We start from the raw sequence: 21,737 nt of genomic DNA, 5'->3' as shown, positions 1-21,737 counted from the left end.
TGGCCGAAGCATTCAAACATCTCTTGAACCGAGACGTCGTGCGCTCTCTCGGGCCCCCGAGCCGACTCCAGTGCCGCCCACGTCGAGAAGCGCGGCCAGCTCGCGCTCTGAAACCGCTCCTTTGCCGTAGCGCGCCCTCGCGTAGCTGCGAAGCGCCTGGGCATGTGCCTCGCGCTCCGCGCGCGAGAGTCGTTCGGCGAGGGACTCCAGGGTCTCGGCGCGCTCGCGTACGAAGCCGAGCTCGGCGAGGCGAGCCTCGAACTTCACGAATGCGGGGGGCGGCGCGTCGAACACCTCTGCAGGGCCATTGGCCTTGCGACGACGACTGCGCAGGGTCCGCACGATGAAGGCGCCGACCGCGATGGCGCCGAGCACGGGGATGGTCCGCTCCGGCGCGGCGACCGCTCGGTCGTAGAGGCCCGCGGCGGAGGTCCGAACGTAGTCGAAGAAGGCAGACGCCGTGCGGCTGCGCGTCTCCGTGAGACTCTCCACGCCAGCGGGCGTCGCGTCGAAGACCTCGAACTGGCCGCCGCGAGTGATGTCACCCGTCACGTAGGCCTCCGCCCAGGCATGAGCGTGTTTCGCACGCACGACGGCATAACCTCCGAACCCGTTGCGCTCGACGACCCGGAACCCCGCCACCAGACGCGCCGGGATCCCCAAGACCCGCGCCAGAACGATGAAGGCGGAAGCGAAGAACTCGCAGTGTCCCTCTCGATGCACGAACAGGAAATCGAGGAGCTCGAGCTGGCCATGTGGAACGGCCGGGCGAGCCAGGCTGTACACGAAATCAGTCTGCAGATGCCGGATGAGCGCGTTCGCGCGCGCGCGATCGCCAACGGCTCCGGAGGTCCACGAAAGTGCGAGGGCCTCCAGCTTCGGCACCAAGCCTGCGGGCACACTCAGATCAGCGGGCGTAGGCGGGTCTGGCGCTTCGGGTACGGGCTCGAACGTCCACTGACCCACTCCCCGTGGGTCTCTCGGGCGAAACGAACCGAGTGCATCCACCTCCCACGCCGTGTCGCTCACGATCCGTGACGCTCGCGGAGAGAAGAGCCAGCGACTCGGTTCGGCCGCTTCGACGTCGGTGCGTGGGCCCGTCGCTGCGGCGCCGCTCGACGCTGGCGGGCTGCGCTTGGACGCGGTCCAGTAGGCACCATCGAAGGAATCGAAGACGGCACCCCGAAGGTAGTCTGCGCCCGGGCCGTGCAACCGGAGCACGATGTCCTCGTTCGTCGTGATGAACCCGGACTGGTCCAGCCGGACGTGGGGTGTGAAGCCCGTGCGCCGCATCTTCCGGGCAAAAAACGCCTGAAACTGCTGGTTCGTGGCGCGGTCGAGCACCGGGAGCAGAACGAGAGAGAACGTCGCGAAGAGGACGGACAGGAGAACGACGCTCGCGGCGGCGCGCGGCGTACGTGCCGAAGCCCGGAGCGCGGCAGCTCCGCCGGCTGCATCCACGAGCAAGCTCAGCGCCACGAGCACGGTCAGGTACGGGTAGGCCGCACTCTTCACGCCGATGCCTTCCGCGATGCAAATGACGAGCACGAGCGCGCGGTCGAAGTTGCGTCCAAAGAGCGCGTCTTTGAAGAAGAGCCGGACGACTGCGATGCTCGCGCACAAGAGCGCCGCCGAGAGTCCCAACCCGGGCTCCGTGGTCGTGGTCCTGACCCAGAGGATCGGAACCGCTGCGCCGGCAATCATCCAGAGCAGCGCCCCGAAGGTCGTCAGAGACGACCGCCAGGGCAGCACTACCGCTGCGACTGCGACGACCGCGAGACCGAGCGGCCAAAAGAACGGGGCGCCACCGGTCGCAAAGAGGAGCGTCGCCAGGAGCAGCGGTAGCGTTGCCAGAAGACGTGCGCTCACAGCATCAGTCCCTCACCGCGACGGATGCTCTCGATGGAAACCGTCCTCATTGGACCAGCGCCGCCGGTCTTCGCGGGGGCTCCGACCGCCACCCCATGCACGCGCACGCCCTTCTTCTCGATGCCTCGCACGAAGGCCTCGCGCGCTTCGTCCCAGCCATCGACGATCATCACGACCGCGGAGAGGCGTGCCAGGTACGGCGTGAGAAGTTGCAAGAGTCGCGTTCGATCCACGCGGGTATCGACCTCGGCCACCGCGAGGTGATCCAGCGCCTGTTCGAGGAACCCCAGGCTGCGCCCCAGCGTCAGAGCGTGGATTTCCCCGCCCGTCACCAGGAGGTCGACGAGCGCATCGCCGCGACCCAGATGGGCGACGACCCCGGCCGTGAGGGAGACCGCGGCCTCGAACGTCTCGTCGCTCGACGCCGAGCGCTTCTCGGTGCCCACGCAGTCGAGCACCACACCGACGCGGGTGAAGTACTCTTCCTGGTACTCACGAACTGCCGGCTTGCCAGTCCGCGCCCAGGTGCGCGCCGAGAGATCGCGAATGCGGTCGCCCTTGCGATAGGGACGCACGCCGCGTAGATCCATGGACTCGCCGGTCCGCGATGCCAGCGCCACACCGCCCGGTTGGTGTTTGGTCGCCAAGGGCAGGTCGAGCCCGCGCACGTTGGCGGGTCGTGGCACCACGCGCAGCCGGAGCGGGGAGCTCTCGAGCGGTGGCCCCGACAGAAGACCCAATGGGACGAGTGCACTGACCCGAAAGCGGCCGAGCGTCAGATCGCCACGCTCGAGGAAACGCGCCCTCAGCGTCGTGCTTGCGGGGGTATCGGAGCCAAGCTCGGAGATCGGCTCCGCTCGCTCGAGCCAGCGGCCGAAATACGGCAGGAACGGGCCATCGACCCGGAGCGGGGCGGTGCGCGGGCCGGGGCCGGTGCGTGTGCACTCGACGACGAACGACGCCTCCGCGCCCACGAACACACGCACCGGAGCATGCACGCGCAGCGCCAGCGGCGGTAAGCGGAACGATCGGCTCACGACCAGCGAAGCGAGCATCACCGCGGCGAGCACCGAGAACAACACGTAGACTTGGGTGTGCGCGACGTCGACGGCGAACGCGCCGGTCACGAGCGTGGCCGAGAAGAGCCAGCGGCCTTCGCGCGTGAACGCGCGATACAGCCGCCACACCCAGCGGCCTCTCGGCGATGCGGGCTCGCCCAGCGGCTCGCGAATGGGCCGGCGCGAACGCGCGGAAGGGATGAGCACGTAGTTGAGTCGCGCCCAGTTCACCGCGCGCAGCCGGAACCATGGGGAGCGAGTGTCCTGGCCTGGACCTCCCGCGCTCACGCGGGCACCCGCACCGTGGACACGATGCGCGTGATGACGTCCGCGCCGTCGCCGCCGGCGTAGCGGACCTCGTCGCGGAGGCCAACTCGATGCGACAAGGTCGCTACCGCGATGGCTTTCACGTCCTCGGGGCTCACGTAGTCGCGCTGGTCGAGGAAAGCGTGAGCCTGGGCGGCGCGAAATAGCGAGAGTGAGCCGCGCGGGCTGACGCCGAGGCTGAGCTCCGTGTCAGCGCGGGTCGCCTCGACGATCGCGAGCAGGTAACGACCGACCAGTGGTTTCAGCTCGACGTTGCGGACGGCCTCCTGGATGCCAATGAGCTCGCTCTGGCTGCACAGCGGCACGAGATCGTCGAGTGGATCGTGCTTTTGTCGGGCGAAGAGCATCTGGAGCTCCTCGGGTGGGCTTGGGTAGCCAATCGAGACTCGCACCAGGAAGCGATCGAGCTGGGCTTCGGGCAGCGGGTAGGTGCCCTGGTAGTCCGCGGGGTTCTGGGTGGCGACGACGAAGAACGGTGCATCGAGCGCGTGGGTCTCGCCCTCGACGGTCACCTGGGACTCGTTCATGGCTTCGAGCAGCGCGGCCTGCGTCCGTGGCGAGGCGCGATTGATTTCGTCCGCGAGCAGCACGTTGGTGAAGATCGGCCCACGATGGAAGGAGAAGGTGCCCGATTCGGGGTTGAGCACCAACGAGCCGGTGATGTCGCCGGGGAGGAGATCGGGCGTGAACTGCACGCGTGTGAAACGCACGCCGAAGGACCTGGCCAACGCCTTCGCGAGCGTCGTCTTCCCGACACCGGGCACGTCTTCGAGCAGCACGTGCCCCCCGGCGAAGATGCCGATCAGCGCGAGCTCGATGACCGCTTCCTTGCCACGCAGGACCTGGCTCAGACCGGCGCGCAGCTTCTTGACGAGTTCGTGATGCGCGACCAACTCCGGCAAGTCTTGCAGATTTGTGTGGGCTCCCCAATCGGATTGTTGACCATGCTCCCGGATTGAGGCCTTTGCGCTGTTGCCGTTGATGGCAACGATTGGCGCTGCGCGAGTCCTCGCTGACGCTGCTGCTCGGTGCGCTCGCGTCACCGGTCCCGACGACGGCAATCGACGCGGTGATTCAATTCGAATCGGCGACGTTCCGCGCCACGACGCGGGCGCGCTCGCGCTGGAACCACCCGGAGCCCACGCGCACTCGGCTCTGACTCGGCCTCCGCCCTTTCGGGCGAAACACGGGTCCGAGCCTAGTCCCCGAGCGCCTTGGCCGGCGTGATCACGGCCTGACCCGCCGGGCCTTCCAGCACCAGCGCTGCGGCGACGGGCGTGGGGCTGGAGTTCTGGTACTCGACGGGTTGCACCGCCACGAACGATCCTGACGGCGTGTAAGCCAGGTCGATCAGCACCCCACTGGTGTCGCGATCGCCGTCCTCATCCAGAGCGTAAGGCAGCTTCGTCAGCGCGACGAAGTCGCCTGCCACTGCCGCTGCCGCGACCTGCCCAATGTCGCACCTGAAGTACCGAAACGCTTCCGTGACCTTCTCACCGGTCGGCTTGTAGATGAGCTCGCTGAGCACCAGGAGTTTCCGCCGCTTTTCGATGGTCGGCAGGCTGAGCAGGAACTCGGAGAGAGCGGGATGGGTCATGGCACACCTATTGAGGCGTCCGACCTATCGCGAAGCCGCATCGACCACAAGTGGAACTGGGGTCGGCTCCGGTCGCACCCCCCGCAGCGTTGTCGCACACAGCGGCCGCGTCACTCGGCCGAAGTTGAACGGCTTCGGCTTCAGCCCGCCGTTCGCCTTCACGAAGAAAAAAGGCGCAACTCGCCCTAGCGCCGCGCCGACCCCCACCCCGAGCCCCAAGCGCAGCACTGCGTGGCTCGAAAGGATGCGCAAATGGCGACGGTCGGTGCTTTTCGCGGAGACAGGTTGGGCCTTCTGCTCTGTGTGGGGGCGCTGTTCGCCTGCGGGGTCAAGACCTGGTCGGTCCGCCCAGGCACGCCCGCCATCCGGGCGCTGTCGGTCGACGAGACCCAGCTGTTCGCGGGCGACGCAGCTTGCACCTCCACCCTGCGCGTCCAGGTCGCGGCGGCCTGCGCCAAGCGGGGCACCCCCATCGAGGTGAGCGTCGCGGGCACACGCGTCGCGACCCTCGCCCGGCCGGCCCGGGCGGAGGTCGCACCAATGCCGAAGAACCTGCGCCCGAGCTACACCAAGGCCGGCAAAGACGAGACGAGGCTCCACGTCGACATTCCGCTCCCCGCCGAGGGGGCCGAGGTCTCGTTGAAGAGCCGCGCACTCGCACACTTTGGCAAGCCGAGCTCCGTCGAGCTCGTCAGCACCGGGACGACTCTCGAAGTCAGCCCCGAGCTCTCCGCCAGCTGCCGGTCGTTAAACGTGGAGGTCGAGTGCAATTGAACCGCATCGCATGTTTTTGCTTCCTGTTTGCCGTGCTCGTTCTTGGCTCCGGATGCGGCGCCTTCAAAGAGACGGTTTCCTATCGAACGTCGACGGCCTTCATGCACCAGGACGGGCACCCAACGCCCGAGATGCGAGCGTGCAAGACGCCGCTGAGGGTCGCGGTCACTCCGTTCAAAGACGCGCGCAAAGCCAGCCTCGCGGGTGTCGATGAGAGTGGAATCGCCGCGCTCGGCAGCGTCCTCGTCATGCCTGCAACGGGGCAGGAACGCATGACGGGGCCGACCGAAGCCGGCTCGGCGAAGGCCCAGTACGTGCACGATGACCGGCGCATCTTCGCCATCGCGCTGTGGGCCGAGCTGGCTGACTCCGGCTGCTTCGCCGAAGTCGCGTTCGACCCGCTGGACCAAGCCCAGTACGACCTCGTCTTCACCGGCACCATTCGGCGCTTCGGCAGCTTGCGAAAATCGGCGTTCGTTCCGTTACCGTTGATGCTGGGTTTCTTCGTGGCTTCGGGCAGCGCGAAGAACGCGGCGCTGCTGGAAATCGACCTGATCGCGCAGCGACCAGGCGTGAAGAAGCCGGTGCTGAAGTACGGGCTCCAAGGCCACTGCGGAGACTGCAGCGAGAATCGCCTCGTCGACTCCGCAATAATCTCCCTGCGCACGGGTCACGCCGACTTCGTCTCGCGGCTGCGCAGCTACTTCGGGAGTCGGAGCACGGCTTACTGGAACCGCTATCACGAGCACCGCGTCGCGGTTCGTCGCGCAGCGATGGATCCGACCCTCGCCCGGCTGGAACAAGCCGAGCGGAACGAGGCCGGGGCGGTCGCCGAGGATCTGCGGGGAGTGATCGAAGCGAGGACCCGACGCCTCGACGCCATTGCGGCCGTCGACCAGAAGCGCGAGCGCGCTTGGGCAAAGACGAGCAAGGCGCGGGTGAAAGCCGAGATCCGCGCCACCAACGCGAAGATGGAGGAGGTTCACGCGAAACTGGTTCGAGCCGCGGTGTTGAGCGCCGTGTTCTCAGCAGGCTCCGCGGTCGTGTCGGGCAAGGTCCCGAGCGTGTCGGCGCAGCAACGGGCGCGAGACAACGCCAAGACCCTGAGCGCCATCTTGAATCACACCTCCGGGTCGAACGGTTCGCTGCTCACCCCGCGCGACCGCAAGTTGGTCGAGCGCCTGGTGAAGGACCGAGCCGCGGCGCCGGCACGCAGGCAGGCCGCCCTCGCCGCGTATCGGCGCGAGATGGGCAGCGCCGAGCAAATCATCGAACGAGCCCGCGAGGCCGGCAAGGAACCCACGGTCGAGCAACCCACGGCTTCGCGAACGCCGGCGGGGCCGCGGCGTTCGCGGTGAAATCGCGGAAGTCATCCAAGATCCGCACAGCCCCCCGGCGAGGCTCACAGCTTCTCGAAGTCTCCGAGCGGTCGAAACACGCGCGCCGCCCAGGCGGCCTCGTTGTGGGGTGCGCCGCTCTCCCACCAGTGCCAGAGATCCTGGTCGAACACGTACCCCTTCGACGCGAGCGCGTCGCGGAGCTGCACGGTCTCGCAATAGGCGTCCGCAGCGTCCGGTGAGTCGTCGTTCACACCATCGGCGTCGGAGTCCACACAGCCGGAGCCGGGACCACCACCCGAGTCGAGGTAGAGCTTGGTGGGCTGTTTGCCGGCCTTCTGGAACAGCCCGATGACGGTCTCGTTGTTGCTCTTCATGGAGCCCCAGCCGAAGCTCCCGGAGAGGGAGGCCGCGAAGTCCCAGGCGCCGGGGTCACGCCACGCCTCGTAGAACGCGATCAGCCCGCCGAGGGACGAGCCCATCACGCCGACCTTGGTGGGCTTGCCGTAGTGCGACTCGATCAGCGGACGCACGACGTCTTTGACGTAGGCGGCGTAAAGGTCGCCTTGCCCGCCGACCTTCTGGCCCGAGATCACGTCGCTGACGGGTGTGTACTCGTCGATTCGTGCGGCGCCCGCGTTGTCGATGCCGACCAACAGGGTGTTCGGACCGGCAGACTGATCCAGCTTCCAGCCGCCGAACATCGCCTCTGGATCGAACAGGTTCTGCCCGTCGTGCACGTACAGGTGATGTGTCGCGCTCGCCTTGGGCACCCGAACCCGGAGGGTGCGCGGGGGGATCCCCGTGCCGCCAACGTCGAGCCAGCGCTCGAGGTGGTTCGCGCTCGCCCGAACCAGGCTGTACTCACCGTTCGTGTCGTAACCAAACCGCCGCGCCACGGGATCGGCGTCGAAGCTCTGCTTGCCGTCCTGGAACTTGTACTTGGAGCCGTCCGGGCTGGGCACACTCACGACGGACCAGAACAGGCCCGCCTCGGCCTTCATCGCCGCCGGCTGCCACGAGTTGAGATCCCCCGCGAGCGTGTAGGGCCCTTTGCCGTCATCGATGCGCACGAACAGAAACCCTCCGGGCACCTCCGCCGGCAGCCCGCCGCTCGCCGCGAGCTTCGCAACTCCCGCCTCGGCGTTCGTGGCCCCGGACAGGATGGCTTGAAACGTGGCCCAGTCGTCGCTCGGGCCAGCGTCCGCGTCCGCACCGGCGTCCGCACCGCCACCGCTCCCGGCCGCGCCGCTCGCGCCGCTCGTGCCACCGACGCCGGACGTGCCTCCGGTTTGCACCGAGCCGCCCGCACCACCCGCGCTCGAACCAGGCGGTGCAGCGTCATCGGAGCACGCAGGCAGGACACAGAGAAAAAAAGCGAGACCGAGACCGGACCATCGAGGGGACACAGCGGCGCCGTCTAGCAGAGCCCCTTGGCCGAGGCCACCGGTCAGCGATAACAGCGCAAGGTGCTCAAGAACTCCTCGCCGTAGGCCGCGAGCTTGCGCGGGCCGACGCCGGGGACGGCCATGAGCTGAGCTTCGCTGGTCGGGCGGCGCACGACCATCTCGAGCAAGGTTGCGTCGGTGAAGACGACGTAAGCGGGCACCCCCCGCTCCTTGGCGAGCTCGCGGCGCAGCGCGCGCAGCGCATCGAACAGGACCCGATCGGCCCCGACGTTCACCGGCGCGGGCGCGGCTCCCTTGCGCGGGACTTTTCCCGCGGCCATCGACGCGAACAGATCGAGCCCGCCGCAACGGTCGCACGAGGTCCCACACGGCGCGATGGCCTCGCCGAAGTAGGCAACGACGGACTGATGACGACAGTCGGTGGCCTCGGCAAAGCGGAACATCTCCCGCGCCATCTGGGATTGGCGTTGAGCAACCTCCGGCGGCGCCTCGGCGGCAAACCGGTCGTAGGTCGTGACCTCGCCCCAGGAGTAAAAGAGGATGCAGTCGCTGGGCACCCCGTCGCGGCCCGCGCGCCCGATCTCCTGGTAGTAGCCCTCGATGGAGCGAGGCATGTCCCGGTGGATCACGAACCGCACGTTCGACTTGTCGATGCCCATGCCAAAGGCAATCGTTGCGACGACCACGTCGACGTCATCGTTCTGGAAGGCGTCCTGCACTCGGCTGCGATCGTCCGGCTCCATGCCGGCGTGGTACGCCTTTGCGCGGATGCCGTGCTCACGCAGGTAACTAGCGGTGCTCTCCGTCGCCTTGCGCGAGATGCAGTAGATGATGCCGCTCTCACCAGCTCGCGCCCGCACCAGACGCAAGATGCCGTCGCGGACCGCCGGCAGCCGCCGCCCGTCCTGGCCGTCGCCGCCCTTCTGCAGCGCGCCGATGTGCAGGTTCGGGCGGAAGAACGAGCCGCGGAAGAGCGCGGGATTGCGCATGCCCAGCTGCTCGACGATGTCGCGGGTGACGACGGAGGTGGCCGTGGCGGTCAGGGTGAGCACGGGTACGTCTCCAAACCGGCGCTTCAGATCGCTGAGCTCGCGATAGGCGGGACGAAAGTCGTGGCCCCACTGGCTGATGCAATGGGCTTCGTCCACGGCGATGAGGGACAGGCGGGCGCCGCGCAGGGCGCGGCCCGCGGACGCGGCGAGCCCCTCGGGCGCCGCGTACACCAGCTCGAACTCGCCGCGAGCGATGCGGGCGACCCGTTCCGCTCGTTCTTCTTTGGGGACGCTCGAGTTCAGAAAGGTCGCGCGCAACCCGACCTCGCTCAGGGCGTCGACCTGGTCCTTCATCAGCGCGATCAGCGGTGAGATGACGAGCGTGACGCCACCGAGAAGGCGCGCGGGGATCTGAAACGTCAGCGACTTTCCGGCGCCGGTCGGCATGACACCGACGGTGTCGCGACCCGCGAGCACGGCGGCGATGATCTCGGCCTGTCCCGGCCTGAAGCTGGGAAAGCCGAAGACCTCTTCGAGCACGGTCTCGGGTTTTTCAGTGATGGGTGGTCGGGTGGCGGGACGCTCGGGAGAGAGCGCCGCGGAGATCTGGCGCAGCATGCCGAGCACCTCGGGCTCGAACAGCGCCGAGTTTCGTGCCCAGAGCAGGCGCAGCTCCGCGAGCCTCGGCAAGAGCTCATCGCGGCGTGCGGGGGGCTCCGCCGTTGCCGCGGCGTGGAGGGACTCGACGACCTCTCGCAGCTCGGCGTGGGTCGAGGGAGTCATCGGGTCGGTCGCGCTCGGCCGGGCATCGAGGCGGATCTATCGCATTGGTGACCCTCGCACTAGCTCCGGCCACGCATTCTGGCCTTGTCCGCGGATTCCGACCGGGGGACTCTGCGACCCGCACTCTGGCAAAGACGATGGCACGGTGTTGGCGACGAGCGGTGGCGGTGCTCGCTCTCGTTCTGAGTGCGTTTGCACTGAGCGGCTGCCACCACGAGCGACCCGAGCGCCTGCCGGGCGAGACCGACCTCGTCGTCACGCGCGTCGTGCTCACGGGCCCAGGCGGCACCGACCTACGCCTGGCGCACGGCGAGCTGTTCATGTTGCTCGGCCTCCGGCCGGGCAATTTCCTGATCACCCACCGCTACTTCAACGAGTTCCGCCTGGCGGAGGACCGCCGTCGCATCGTGTCGTGGTGGCAGACCTACGGCTACTTCGACGTCGAGGTCGCGGAGCCCAAGCTCGACTGGGCGAAAGATCAGAAGAGCGTGACCGTGACCTGGACGGTGACGGAGGGCCGCCCGTACAGCGTGGCGTCCGTCGAAGTGCGCCATGCTCCAGCAGAGCACCGGGCCGCGCTCCTGAAGCTCATCCCGTTCGAGCTCGGCGACCCCATCGACCTCGAGAAGTTCCGCATGGGCCGCCACGAGATGGCCTGGCACCTGCAACGGGACGGCTTTGGCCACGCCGGAGTCTTCAGCCGCGCCTACGTGGACAAAATCCAAAAGGTCATCCACTGGGTCTACTTCGTCGATGCCGGACCCAAGACCAAGATCGGCACGGTGACCGTCGAAGGGGCGCTCAAGATCCCCGAAGAGAAGATCCTGTGGCGGGGGGACGTGCGGCCAGGTGATCCCTACAGTCTGGAGCTCAAGGAGAGCATCGAGCGTGACTTGCTCGACACCGGTTCGTTCGCGTCGGTGGTGGTCAAGCCGACCAACGCGCAGATCGAGCGCGTGCTGCCCGGCGAACGCCCAGATCCCGGCGGTGTGCTCACGCCGGAGCAAGTGGATGAAAACGGCGAGCTCGTGCCGCGTCGACTGGGCGACTCCATCGATTTCCGGTTGGTCGTGGTGGAGGCCCCGTCGCGCGAGCTCAGACTGCGGGCCGGTGCCGAGGGCGATCCGACCCGCGGCGACGTGTACACGGGAGGTTCACTCTGGCTGCGCAATCTGTTCGGCGCGTACCAGCACCTCGTGCTCGAGGGGCGCGTCGGCTACGGCGTGTTGTGGAGCGGCGACGACGACGAGTCGAGCGGCGCCTACGGTGAAGCGCTGGTGCGCAGCGTGCACGGCGGGCTCTTCGGTCGCAGTGTGGATGGCCGGCTCTCGGGGCGCTTTCGTGATCGGCTCTACCCGGGGTTTCGTACCCGCGAGCTGGCGGCCGGCCCGGGCGTACACACCCGCTTCGGGAGCAACGTCTTTTTCGATCTGGACGCGCTCTATCGCTTCGAGAAGGACATTGGCTTCGGCCCGTTCACCCAGGCGACTCGCGACGACCGCGACCTGCCCGACGAGGACACCTCGAAGGGGCCCGCCCTCGAGCTCTCGTTGATCTGGGACGCACGCAACGATCGCGTGGAGCCAACCAGCGGACACTTCCTCGGCCTCACCAGCGCGTGGTCCCCGGGCGGGTCCGCCGGCGGGCAACGTTCGCTCTTGCTCGCGCCAGACGCACGCGTGTTCGTGCCCCTCGGCGAGAAGAGCTCCCTCGCGCTGCGGTCTTCCTTCGGGTTCGTGCTGGGGGCCAGCGCCGATGGCATCGCGCCCGGAGCGCGCCTGTTCGGCGGCGGCGCGTTCGGCATGCGCGGGTTCGGTCGCGATCGACTGAGCCCGAGCGCCACCTGTGATCCGGCAGCGGGCGGCTGCGATAGCGAGCTGACCGGCGCCCTCGGTTTGATGGAGAGCCAGGCCGAGTTCCGCTTTCTGCCCTTCCGCAAGACCTTCGGCTTCGCGGCCTTCGTGGACGCGGGCGCCGCCGGTCGGGGTCCCAATCCGTTCGACGACGGCGTGAGCGTCGCAGCGGGATTCGGACCGCGACTGCGGCTCTGGTACGTGCCCATCGGCCTCGACTTTTCGTACCGCATCTTGCGAGAGAACAGCCTCGAGAACGGCAAGCCGTTCGCGCCCTACTTCGTGTTCGTGCGGATCGGCGAGGCGTTCTGAGGCGTCAGTCGCTGGGAGAGGTCTGCGCGACCACCAGCTGACCTTGCGGAGTGAACCCTGCCCCGCTGCCACGGTTCTTCGCGAACTCACTCGCCGCCTGCCCGGGGCGAAGCGAGAGGTAGATCATGGGAGCGGTACCCGTGGGCAGCGCGCCACTAGCACCGAGATCGACCGGCTTTCCGTTTGCATCACGGAACTTCGCCCGGTTGGCGGCGAGCGAGAAATCGACGTACGTCCCCATGGCGAGCCACATCTCGGCGACCTCGCCTTTGTATTTCAAGTTCCCGCCATTGTCGCCGAAGACGCCCCACTGCGAGCCGGTGTTGTCCATCAGGGTGTGCGAGTAGAAGTCCACGGTGATCGACGAGACGCCGTCCAGATACAGATGGCGCGTGTTGGGGTCCGACAAGTCGGCGCTGAACAGCACATGATGCCAGCTGGCGGTGTCGGTGACGGTCGCGGAATGAAAGTCGAGCGCCACTCCCCCGCCCGCCTTGCGCCAGACCAACCGAAACTGGTCGCTTGCGTTCCACTCGAGCTGGTTGGGTGAATTGGAGCCCGCAGCCTCTGGACCGATGCAGTACGTGCTGCCGAGACCCACGCGTTTGAACCAGATTGAGCCTGCAACCTGTTTGCTGTCGGTGGCTCCGTTGAGCTCGAACTTGCTGTCCAGCCAGTTGGTGACTCCGTCGAACACCACGCCGCGTACTTGGAACGACGTGCCGCCGCCCGTCCCGCTGCCGCCGGCGCCGCCGCTGCCTGCGCCCCCGACCGCGGCGCCACCGCCGGCATCCGTGCCCGACGCGCCGCCGCTGCCGCCCCCCACTCCGGCGGCGCCGCCAGCCGCACCTGCGCCGGCTGCACTGCCTGTGCCGCTCGCGCCGGCTCCGCCCGTCGCGACGAAGCCGCCGGCTCCACCTGCGGGCTGCGTGTCTCCGATGTCGAGGCAACCCGCGGCCCATCCCAGCGTGGCTGCGACGACGAACACCGGGCCAACACGCGATCTCACAGGTCGAAGCATACACACGACGCGATGCTCCGCACAGACACGAGGCTCGCCCGCAGACGACTCAGCTGCGGTCCGCCGCCAAGCGCAAGCGGGTGAGCTGTCCACCCGGAGCCGGGACCCACCGCCGGCGATAGTACAGGTCGAGGAACTCGGGGTTCTGCTCCGCTCGGTCTCACACAGCGCCGCGGTGATCTCTCCGAGTTGCCCGGTGAGTGCGATGTGCTTGCAACCGCACCGCGCTCCGCCTGCCCCCTCCTTATCCGGCAAGCGCCGGCGGCGGTCAGGCCGTGTGGGCGAACCGAGACCGGCCGCGCGGGTGAGATCGAAAGGACGCCACCGGCGCTTGCGCGGATGGAGGGGGCGCGTCGTTCCGAGATTGGATGCGCGTGCGCGGGCTGCAACCCGGGCGAGACCACCAGCGCTATCGCTGCGCACAGCGCCAGGACCGCGCGCTTCGTCGTCCTCCCGCTCACGGGTGCATCATCGCACGACTGACGTGCAGGTTTCGATGGACGTGCTCCGCCTGAGCAGGCGTCCGAGTCAGCCGGTCATCACGTCGTCGAGCGTGGTCGCGGTGATGACGCGCTCGACCCAGCGGTCGAGATCGGTCACGGGCGCGTTGAGGATGCGCGTCACCGTCGCCGCGGGCACCCCGCCGAACTTCAGCTCGAGGAGCTTGATCAGCACCTCGGCCTTGCCCTCGGCCTTGCCTTCGGCCTTGCCTTCGGCCTTGCCTTCGGCCTTGCCTTCGGCCTTGCCTTCGGCCCTCAAAATCTGCGCACCGGTCATGAAAGCTTCCTCGCCTCTGGGCCCGAGTTGCCGGGTCAACTGTTGAACTTGCTCGGGAGTGGTCTCGCTGGCTTCGAGAATGTAGCGCAAAACCGCTCCGAGTGCCGCCACGCCGTTGGGAGCCGCGAGGACGTCCTCGACCGTTCCGCGCCAGCGAGCGAGCTCGGCCAACAGGTCACTGGAGCGACGAGCGCGGTCCAGGCAGAAGAGCGAGAGACGCCCCAGCGCGGTCATCGCGCGGCGGTGCAGAGCCTTGGACTCGGTGCGGGTCAGGTCGTCGTGCAGCGGCTGGAAGCTCGGAATGCACGTCTCCAGCTCGGCCGCCAGCGCCGCGTCGAGGTCGAGCAACTCCCGGAACGCGAGCGGAGCCGACCAACCGCCGTCCGAGTGGCTGAGCAGCATCGGCACGATGGCGGGGAGCTTCTTCGCGTCGGGGTGCTTCTCGAGATACCCCTCCCAGATGCGGAGCATGTAGCCCAGCAGGCGCAACGGGATCCAAGCGTCGGCCGTGCTCTGGTGCTCGAGCAGCAAGTACAGATAGAGCTCGCGGTCGTCGAGGCGCGCCGAGAACAGCACGTCCGAGCGCGTGTCCGCGAGCGCCGCGTCAACGACGCTGGTCGGTTCGACGCGTAGCGTGGACCAGTCGATGCGCGCGCTCACTTCCGCGGGCAGCAGCAGGCGCAGCTCACCCTCAGCGTGTTCCGGCTGTGAGAACACGTACCGGAAGAGACGGTCGTGGTGGTTGTGCACGGCGGCATCCTAGTTCCCTTGCACGCGGGATCCCAGGCGCGCTCGGACGTTGTCCGTCACTGCGCCCGCCCGATCTGCGTTGGGCCTCGACGGCGGTCCTCGTGCCTCCCCGGTCGTTGCTCGCGGCGCTATCGCGCCGCTGCGCCGCCTGCCCCCTCCAAATCCGTGCTCGCGCCGGCTTCCCAGGCCGGGAGTCGCAGCTCGAGTCGATGCGAGACGCGTGAAGTTGGAAGGGCCTGGGGCCGGCGCTGCGCGCGGATGGAGGGGGCGCGTCGTTCCGAGATTGGATGCGCGTGCGCGGGCTGCGAGCCGGGCAAGACCACCAGCGCTATCGCTGCGCACAGCGCCAAGAGCATGCGCTTCACGGCGGCCCCGCTCATGCCCGCATGATCGCACGAATCCGCTGAGCTGGGCGATGCTCGGAAGCGTAGTCCGTCACAGCGCCCGCCCAATCTGCGTTGGGCCTCGACGGCGGTCCTCGTGCCTCCCCCGGTCGTTGCTCGCGGCGCTATCGCGCCGCTGCGCGCCGCCTGCCCCCTCCAAATCCGTGCTCGCGCCGGCTTCCCAGGCCGGGAGTCGCAGCTCGAGTCGATGCGAGACGCGTGAAGTTGGAAGGGCCTGGGGCCGGCGCTGCGCGCGGATGGAGGGGGCGCGTCGTTCCGAGATTGGATGCGCGTGCGCGGGCTGCGAGCCGGGCAAGACCACCAGCGTCAGTGCTGCGCACAGCGCCAGGACCGCACGCTTCGTCGTCCTCCCGCTCACGGGTGCATCATCGCACGACTGACGTGCGGGGTTCGATGGACGTGCTCCGCCTGAGCAGGCGTCCGAGTCAGCCGGTCATCACGTCGTCGAGCGTGGTCGCGGTGATGACGCGCTCGACCCAGCGGTCGAGATCGGTCACGGGCGCGTTGAGGATGCGGGTCACCGCAGCCGCTGGCACCCCGCCGAATTTCAGCTCGAGGAGCTTGATCAGCACCTCGGCCTTGCCCTCGGCCTTGCCTTCGGCCTTGCCTTCGGCCCTCAAAATCTGCGCAGCGGTCATGAAAGCTTCCTCGCCTCTGGGCCCGAGCTCTCGGGTCAACTGTTGGACTTGTTCGGCAGTGGTCTCGCTGGCTTCGAGAATGTAGCGCAAAACCGCTCCGAGTGCCGCCACGCCGGTGGGAGCCGCGAGGACGTCCTCGACCGTGCCGCGCCAGCGAGCGAGCTCGGCCAACAGGTCACTGGAGCGACGAGCGCGGTCCAGGCAGAACAGCGAGAGACGCCCAAGCGCGGTCATCGAGCGGCGGTGCAGAGCCTTGGACTCGGTGCGCGTGCGGGGGCGAAACGTGTCCATGGTCGGACTGCCAAGATCGCCCGCGGCGAAACGCTCACCAAGATGCTCTGAGCGTCACCGTGCGCGGGGGCTACGTCCACGTCGCCGTCGCCGTCAAGGTCAACGTCAACGTCGCCGTCAAGGTCAACGTCGCCGTCAAAGTCCGAGCCCGTCGATTCCACGGAATCGCGGTGGGTCCAACCCGCAAACTCACCCGGCGAAGCATACACCCGAGGCGATGCTCCGCACAGACACGAGGCTCGCCCGCAGACGACTCAGCTGCGGTCCGCTGCCAAGCGCAAGCGGGTGAGCTGTCCACCCGGCGCCGGGACCCACCGCCGGCGATAGTAGAGGTCGAGGAACTCGGGGTTCTGCTCCGCGAACATCGCCTCGGCCACTCGGTCCGCGGCGGCGACGAACGCGGCCTCGGTCTCACACAGCGCCTCGGTGATCTCTCCGAGTTGCCCGGTGAGTGCGATGTGCTTGCAACCGCAGTGACTCTGGCAGCGCGGAGCCAGCTCACACCCGGCGCACGTGGCCTCGACTCTGTCCTTCGTGCGCTGCAACCGCGCCGCCGCGCTCGGGTCGATCCCGGTGTCGACGTGCCCGATCACGAAGTCGGAGCGGCGATCCTCGCCGACCATCTGCGCGCCGGCCGCGACCAAGGACGGCGAGCTACCGCCCTGCGGCCGCGCGGCGACGTCATCGGGATTGCTCCCACACGCGGCCAGCGCCGCCGCGAGCCCGACCCCGACCACGCTCGGATACGCGGGCCGGCGGCCGAGCTTCCGGGGTCTTGGCCCAAGTTGGCTCAGCGGTTTCATGAAGAACGGACAGAGCAGAATCTGTTCCATGCGGGGAAGTGCCAGGCTGTGCCGCGTCCTTGCTTGCGCCCCGGCGTCGTCCAAAGCATTTTCGCTGGCGCATTGACGAGCACGGCTCCGGCGGTGCGGCCTCGGCGTCGCCTCATCACACGCATCGCGCGTGCGTTCGCCGTCACGCTCAGTGTCCTGCTCGCGCTCGTGGCCGGGGCCCTCGCCTTCTTGCACAGCGCGAGCGGGCAGGAGTTCCTGCGCAAGAAGGTCGAGGCTCGGCTGAACGAACGCGTGAACGGCAAGGTCGCCATCGCCCGCCTGGGCCTGCACCTGTTCGGGAACGTCGAGCTCGGCGGCGTCGTGGTCTCGGACGCAACGGGGAAGCCGGTCGTCGAGCTCGATGCGCTGACCGTCGTCCCCGCATGGCGTGAGCTGTCTTCCTCCCGCGTGGTGATCCAACGCGTCGAACTGACGGGACTGCGCCTTGCGATCGAGCAAGACGCCGACGGTGTGTCAAACCTGAAGCGCCTGCTCAAACCGAGCGCGCCGAGCGCGCCCTCACCCCCGAGCCGGACCCGCCGGCAGATCGTGGTGCGGGAGATCGCTCTTCAGAAGCTGGGCCTGACCCTGACCAAAGCCGACGGCAGCACGCTCGCCGTCCGCGAGCTGGGAGTCGACGCGACGCTCGACGCGGTGCCGAGTGAAAAGACCGTCACGCTGAGGGTGTCGCGCCTCGCATTGTCCCTCACCCGCGCTGCACCGAAGGGTCCGAAGCTCGAGCTCAGTGATTTCCAGACCTCCCTCGACGTCGCGCTGATCGAAGGGCATGGCAAGCTCAGCTTGGGCGCGCTGCGCGCCAGCCTCGGGCTCGAGCGGCCGGACGCTCCGCGCTACTCCACTCCGGTCAACCTCGGCGGCATCGAGGTCGAGCTCCGTGAAGGCGGGCTCGGCGCGACGCTCACCAAGCTGGAGGCAGGGCTCGCGCTGCTGGACACCCTGGAGCTCGAGGGCGGCACGAACGCCGACGGCTTGAGCGGGCCGCAGCGGGCGCTGGTCGCCGGCCTGCGCCTCGACGCAAAACAGCTCAACACCCTGCTCGGCAAACCCCTGATTCTGACCGACGTTCAGCTGCGCGTGAAGGTCGATGGTCAGCCCGAAAATCTGAGCCTCGACACCTTGCTCGCGAGCGCCGGCGGCAAGCTCACGCTAAATGGCAAGCTCGACGCCACCAAGCTCGACCGCCCCGGCTACGATCTCACTCTCACCGGCAGCTCGATCGCCAGCCGCAAGCTGCTCTCCAACAAAGACGCGCCCGACGTCGAGGTCGAGAAACTGAGCCTGGGGGTCAAGGGCACGGGCGCCAAGAAGGACGAGATCGAGGCCGACGTGCGGCTCGACGTGGGCCCGATCCGCATCGGACGCATTCACATCGATGACGTGATGTTGCGGGGTCGGCTCGACAAAGGCGTCGTGACCATCCGCGAGCTGACCCTGCACGCGCTCGATCAAACCTTGAAAGCAAGCGGCAGCTTCGTGCTCGCCGACAAACGCCTCGAGCTGAAGGTGGAGCTCAGCGGTGACGTCGGTCAGGCCCTCGCAGCAGCGCGCCGCGCCGGCGTGCCCATCAAGTCGAACGTCCCGCCGGGTGCAATTTCCCTGGGCAAGGGTGAGTTTCAGCTCGAGGTGAAGGGCAAGCTCGATGAGGGGCTGACCGTGAGTCTGCCATCGGCGCGCCTGCGCGTCGCGGGGGGCAGCGTGAAGCTCGACGGCAACGTGACCCTCTCCCGCGGTGAGCCGGACGCCTCCGGCAAACGCGCGCTCGGCCTCGACAAACTCGACACCGACGTCGTGCTGAGTGGGGTGCGCCTGTCGTCGCTCGCCGCGCTCCGCGGCAAGAAGCTCCAGGGCATCGACGGTACGGTCAGTGGAGCCATCCACCTCAGAGGCACGAAACAAGACCCGTCCGCCGACCTCGACTTGCTGGTCCGGGCCAAACGCACCGACGACGCGCGCGCACCCGAACTCGCGCTGAACGTGAAGGCCAAGGGCGGCAAGCGCAACCTCGACGCGATCATCACGCTCGAGCGGCGCGGGGCCGGCGGCGCGGACACCCTCGTCACCGTCAACGCGCGCCTGCCCATCACCGTGAAGGGCCGGCGCGGGCTCGATGCGGGTCGGCCGCTGGCCGTGGAGCTCGACATGCCGCGGGTGACGCTGGGCGAGCTGCTGCTGCTCTTGCCCCCGGCGGTCGCAGACAAACTCGCGAAGGTCCCGCGCCAGACCTCGCTCGAAGCCCACGCAAAGCTCGGTGGTAGCTCGAGCGCGCCGAGCGGCGAGGTCTCGCTCGACGTGGTGGCCTGGGTACCGTTTGCGCCGATCCGCCCACGCATTGCCGTGCGGGGCCGGCTCTCCCCGGACGGCAAGGGCAGCCACGCCACCGCCACGGTCCGGGCGCTGCTCGACGAGAACAAGGCTCCGCTGGTGAGCCTCGATGCGGATGCGCGCTTCGGCGGCTCACCGCTCTTGCCGCGGGGCACCCAGGAGGTCGAGTGGAAGCTCGCGGGCAAGGTCAGCCCTCAAAATCTAGGCTCGCTGCCGCTGCCGCCGGAGCGTTTCGGAGATCTCTCCGGCAAAGCAGGCCTCGACTTCGAGCTCGCGGGCAACCGCAAGGATGCAACGGGCCACGTCGAGCTGGCGCTGTCGAAGATCCAGAAGGGGGAGCTTGGGCCCATCGATGCCAAGCTGACGCTCGCGCTCGAGCCCGAGGCGACCCGCGTCGATCTGGGCGTGAAGGCCGCCGGCCTCGACGCACTCCGCACCCGCGGCACGCTCGGAGTGGGCGGCCGGGGGCTGTTCGCGAAGATCAAAGAAAAACGCCTCGGCGGCTCGGCGCTGAACGTCGACGTCGTGCTGCCCAGACATCACCTGAAAGAGTGGGCCGCGCTCAGGCCGAAGCTCGAGCGGTTCCTCGGCGCGGCAGGCGGAGCGATTCACGTCGACGGCACCCTCGACGCTCCCACGGCCAAGGGTGAGCTCGCGCTCGACGATTTCCTCACCGCGTCCGGCGAGCCGGGCCGGGCGAGCGTGAACCTCGACGCAAACCTGGAGAGTGTGGGCGTCGATGTGTCACTCGGGCCGCTCAGCGATCGCCAGGCGCTCGCGCTGCGTGCGCACACGGCGCGCGCAGCTCTCGCGGAGTTCTTGAAGAAGAAGACCGGCGAGGCGGCGCTCGAAGTGCAGCTGACGGCCCGCGCGAAGGACAAACCCCTGGGCAATCTGCTGCCCAAGCTCACCCGAGATTTTCCCGACACGGGCGCCAAGGGCACCTTCAACTGGCACATGGACGGGAAATTCTCCCTGGCATCGACGGACGGCGCTCGCCGCCTCGCGGACGCGACCTTGGACGGTCAGCTCAGTCTCACCGACGGCAGCGTGCCGATCCCCAAGAGCCAACGCCGTTATGAACGCGTCGAGCTGGCGATCAGCGCGGCACACGACGCGCTCGGCATCGAAAAGCTGGAGCTCCACGAGGCCGATCGTGAGAAGCCCGACCGGCGGATCAGCATCACGGGGCGGGTCCCGTGGCGGAAGCTCCGCCCGGACCGGCTCGATCTCGAGATCCAGGCCAAGGACTTCCTGCTCTTTGGCACGGACACCTTGGGCATGCCCGACGCACCACGCGCCGCGCTCACCGCGAAGATCAGCGTCGCCGGCGATCTGTCGCAGCCCCGGCGGCGCGTCGACGCCACCGTACACAACCTCGATCTCGTGATGCCCGACCGCCTCGACAAGGCGCACTGGCCCGAGAAGGCCGACCTGGGTGACGTGCTCACGCTCGGGGAGCCGGGCGTGAAGCTCGGGAAGCTGCCGACACCAAAACCCCTCAGCGAACCCCCACCTCCGCCGCCGTCAAACCCTCCACCAGCGGACGCACCGGGCGCCGCCGGGACGGACCTCTTCGTTCACATCATCAAGCCCATCAAGGTGCAGAAGATGCCGTTCGAGCTGGTCGCAAAGGGTGAGCTCGAGGTGGCGATCCGCGCCGGGAAGAAACCCGCCGTGCGCGGCGAGCTGAAGGTCGTCGACGGTTACATGTCCCTGGGCGGACGCCTGCACGGCATCGATCACCGCCACAAGAGCCGCATCTACTTCGACGCCGCGCACCCAGGCGGTGAGCTGGATCTGTTCGTCCACCTCGCCCCCAACCCCGTCGTCCTGCAGGACGTGTCCTTGGCGTCGAGCGGTGGCAATGACGTGCGCCTGCACCTGACCGGGCCCATCGCCAAGGCCGTATCGAACGTGAACGGCGTCGGCAACGCGGATCTCTGGGACATGCTCCCGGTCTACAACGCGGGGCGCGTGAAGTTCTGGTCGCAGCCGGACATGCAAGCCACCGCCACCGTGCAGCTGCCGCGGGAGTATGACGTCGTGCTGCTCTCGTACATGGCGGCGAACCTGCCGCACAACCTGTTCTTGTCGCGCATGAACGCCTGGGCGGATCCCCACGACGGGCGCGCGGCCTACGGGCGCGTTCAGCACATGGAGGCCGACCGCTACTCCGAGAGCGGCAAGAGCCGTATCCGGGCGACCGCCCGACCGCCCACGCTGGGTCAGAGCAGCGCCGAGCTCGAGGCTGCCCACCTGTTCGTGAACGAACCCCACACCAAGGTCGGCGCCGGAGTCGTCGCCGGCAGTCGCCTGGGCGGCGGACCCGCCGTGTTCTTCGACTGGGCGAGTCAGGATTAGAACAC

At 68.2% G+C, this 21,737-nt stretch carries 14 protein-coding genes; 4 read left to right on the top strand and 10 right to left on the bottom strand.

The genetic code is table 11. From position 1 onward, the window contains the following. Positions 1-12: 12 nt before the first annotated feature. From IPI67_40235 to IPI67_40220, 4 genes are all read right to left on the bottom strand, one after another. On the bottom strand, positions 13-1,869 hold the full coding sequence (locus tag IPI67_40235; protein MBK7586406.1) for a DUF4129 domain-containing protein: 1,857 nt from the start codon (positions 1,867-1,869) through the stop codon (positions 13-15). After that, positions 1,866-3,056, bottom strand: a complete 1,191-nt coding sequence (locus IPI67_40230; GenBank protein MBK7586405.1) for a DUF58 domain-containing protein — start codon at positions 3,054-3,056, stop codon at positions 1,866-1,868. Before IPI67_40230 ends, IPI67_40235 begins: the two co-directional genes overlap by 4 nt. 155 nt (positions 3,057-3,211) lie before the next feature. Beyond that, positions 3,212-4,147, bottom strand: coding sequence for a MoxR family ATPase (locus tag IPI67_40225; protein ID MBK7586404.1), 936 nt, complete (start codon positions 4,145-4,147; stop codon positions 3,212-3,214). 305 nt (positions 4,148-4,452) lie between these two features. Then, on the bottom strand, positions 4,453-4,851 hold the full coding sequence (locus tag IPI67_40220) for a hypothetical protein (GenBank protein MBK7586403.1): 399 nt from the start codon (positions 4,849-4,851) through the stop codon (positions 4,453-4,455). A gap of 252 nt (positions 4,852-5,103) precedes the next feature. Between IPI67_40220 and IPI67_40215 the strand changes: the two genes are divergently transcribed. Together IPI67_40215 and IPI67_40210 are read left to right on the top strand one after the other, a co-directional pair. Further along, positions 5,104-5,625 (top strand): hypothetical protein, encoded by a 522-nt coding sequence (locus tag IPI67_40215; protein ID MBK7586402.1) that lies wholly within the window; start codon positions 5,104-5,106, stop codon positions 5,623-5,625. Beyond that, positions 5,616-6,983, top strand: coding sequence for a hypothetical protein (locus IPI67_40210; protein MBK7586401.1), 1,368 nt, complete (start codon positions 5,616-5,618; stop codon positions 6,981-6,983). The genes IPI67_40215 and IPI67_40210 overlap by 10 nt, the downstream gene beginning before the upstream one ends. A 44-nt stretch (positions 6,984-7,027) precedes the next feature. On the opposite strand, the gene IPI67_40205 is transcribed toward IPI67_40210, so the two are convergent. Continuing rightward, positions 7,028-8,371: a hypothetical protein gene (locus IPI67_40205; protein ID MBK7586400.1), complete on the bottom strand. Its 1,344-nt coding sequence runs from the start codon at positions 8,369-8,371 to the stop codon at positions 7,028-7,030. 41 nt (positions 8,372-8,412) lie between these two features. Next, on the bottom strand, positions 8,413-10,146 hold the full coding sequence (locus IPI67_40200) for an ATP-dependent DNA helicase RecQ (GenBank protein MBK7586399.1): 1,734 nt from the start codon (positions 10,144-10,146) through the stop codon (positions 8,413-8,415). Positions 10,147-10,313: 167 nt separating this feature from the next. Here IPI67_40200 and IPI67_40195 point away from each other — a divergent pair, with 167 nt between their 5' ends. Continuing rightward, positions 10,314-12,311 carry a BamA/TamA family outer membrane protein gene (locus IPI67_40195; protein MBK7586398.1) on the top strand — a complete coding sequence of 666 codons (1,998 nt, stop codon included), beginning with the start codon at positions 10,314-10,316 and terminating at the stop codon, positions 12,309-12,311. Between the two features lie 4 nt (positions 12,312-12,315). Here the strand turns inward: IPI67_40195 and IPI67_40190 are convergent, their stop codons facing one another. The 4 genes from IPI67_40190 to IPI67_40175 form a co-directional block, all read right to left on the bottom strand. Beyond that, positions 12,316-13,320 carry a hypothetical protein gene (locus tag IPI67_40190; GenBank protein MBK7586397.1) on the bottom strand — a complete coding sequence of 335 codons (1,005 nt, stop codon included), beginning with the start codon at positions 13,318-13,320 and terminating at the stop codon, positions 12,316-12,318. Positions 13,321-13,860: 540 nt separating this feature from the next. Then, positions 13,861-14,859, bottom strand: a complete 999-nt coding sequence (locus tag IPI67_40185) for an Rpn family recombination-promoting nuclease/putative transposase (protein ID MBK7586396.1) — start codon at positions 14,857-14,859, stop codon at positions 13,861-13,863. An 829-nt stretch (positions 14,860-15,688) separates the two neighbouring features. Beyond that, positions 15,689-16,192 carry a hypothetical protein gene (locus IPI67_40180; protein ID MBK7586395.1) on the bottom strand — a complete coding sequence of 168 codons (504 nt, stop codon included), beginning with the start codon at positions 16,190-16,192 and terminating at the stop codon, positions 15,689-15,691. Positions 16,193-16,446: 254 nt separating this feature from the next. Next, on the bottom strand, positions 16,447-17,025 hold the full coding sequence (locus IPI67_40175) for a hypothetical protein (GenBank protein ID MBK7586394.1): 579 nt from the start codon (positions 17,023-17,025) through the stop codon (positions 16,447-16,449). A 93-nt stretch (positions 17,026-17,118) separates the two neighbouring features. On the opposite strand from IPI67_40175, the gene IPI67_40170 reads away from it, so the two are divergent. Next, positions 17,119-21,732 carry a translocation/assembly module TamB domain-containing protein gene (locus tag IPI67_40170; GenBank protein MBK7586393.1) on the top strand — a complete coding sequence of 1,538 codons (4,614 nt, stop codon included), beginning with the start codon at positions 17,119-17,121 and terminating at the stop codon, positions 21,730-21,732. Positions 21,733-21,737 lie beyond the last annotated feature (5 nt).

The organism is Myxococcales bacterium (assembly GCA_016706225.1).
GTDB lineage: Bacteria > Myxococcota_A > Polyangia > Polyangiales > Polyangiaceae > JADJKB01.
The sequence above is the reverse complement of the archived record's forward strand: the minus strand, read 5'-3'. Positions and strand labels throughout refer to the sequence as shown.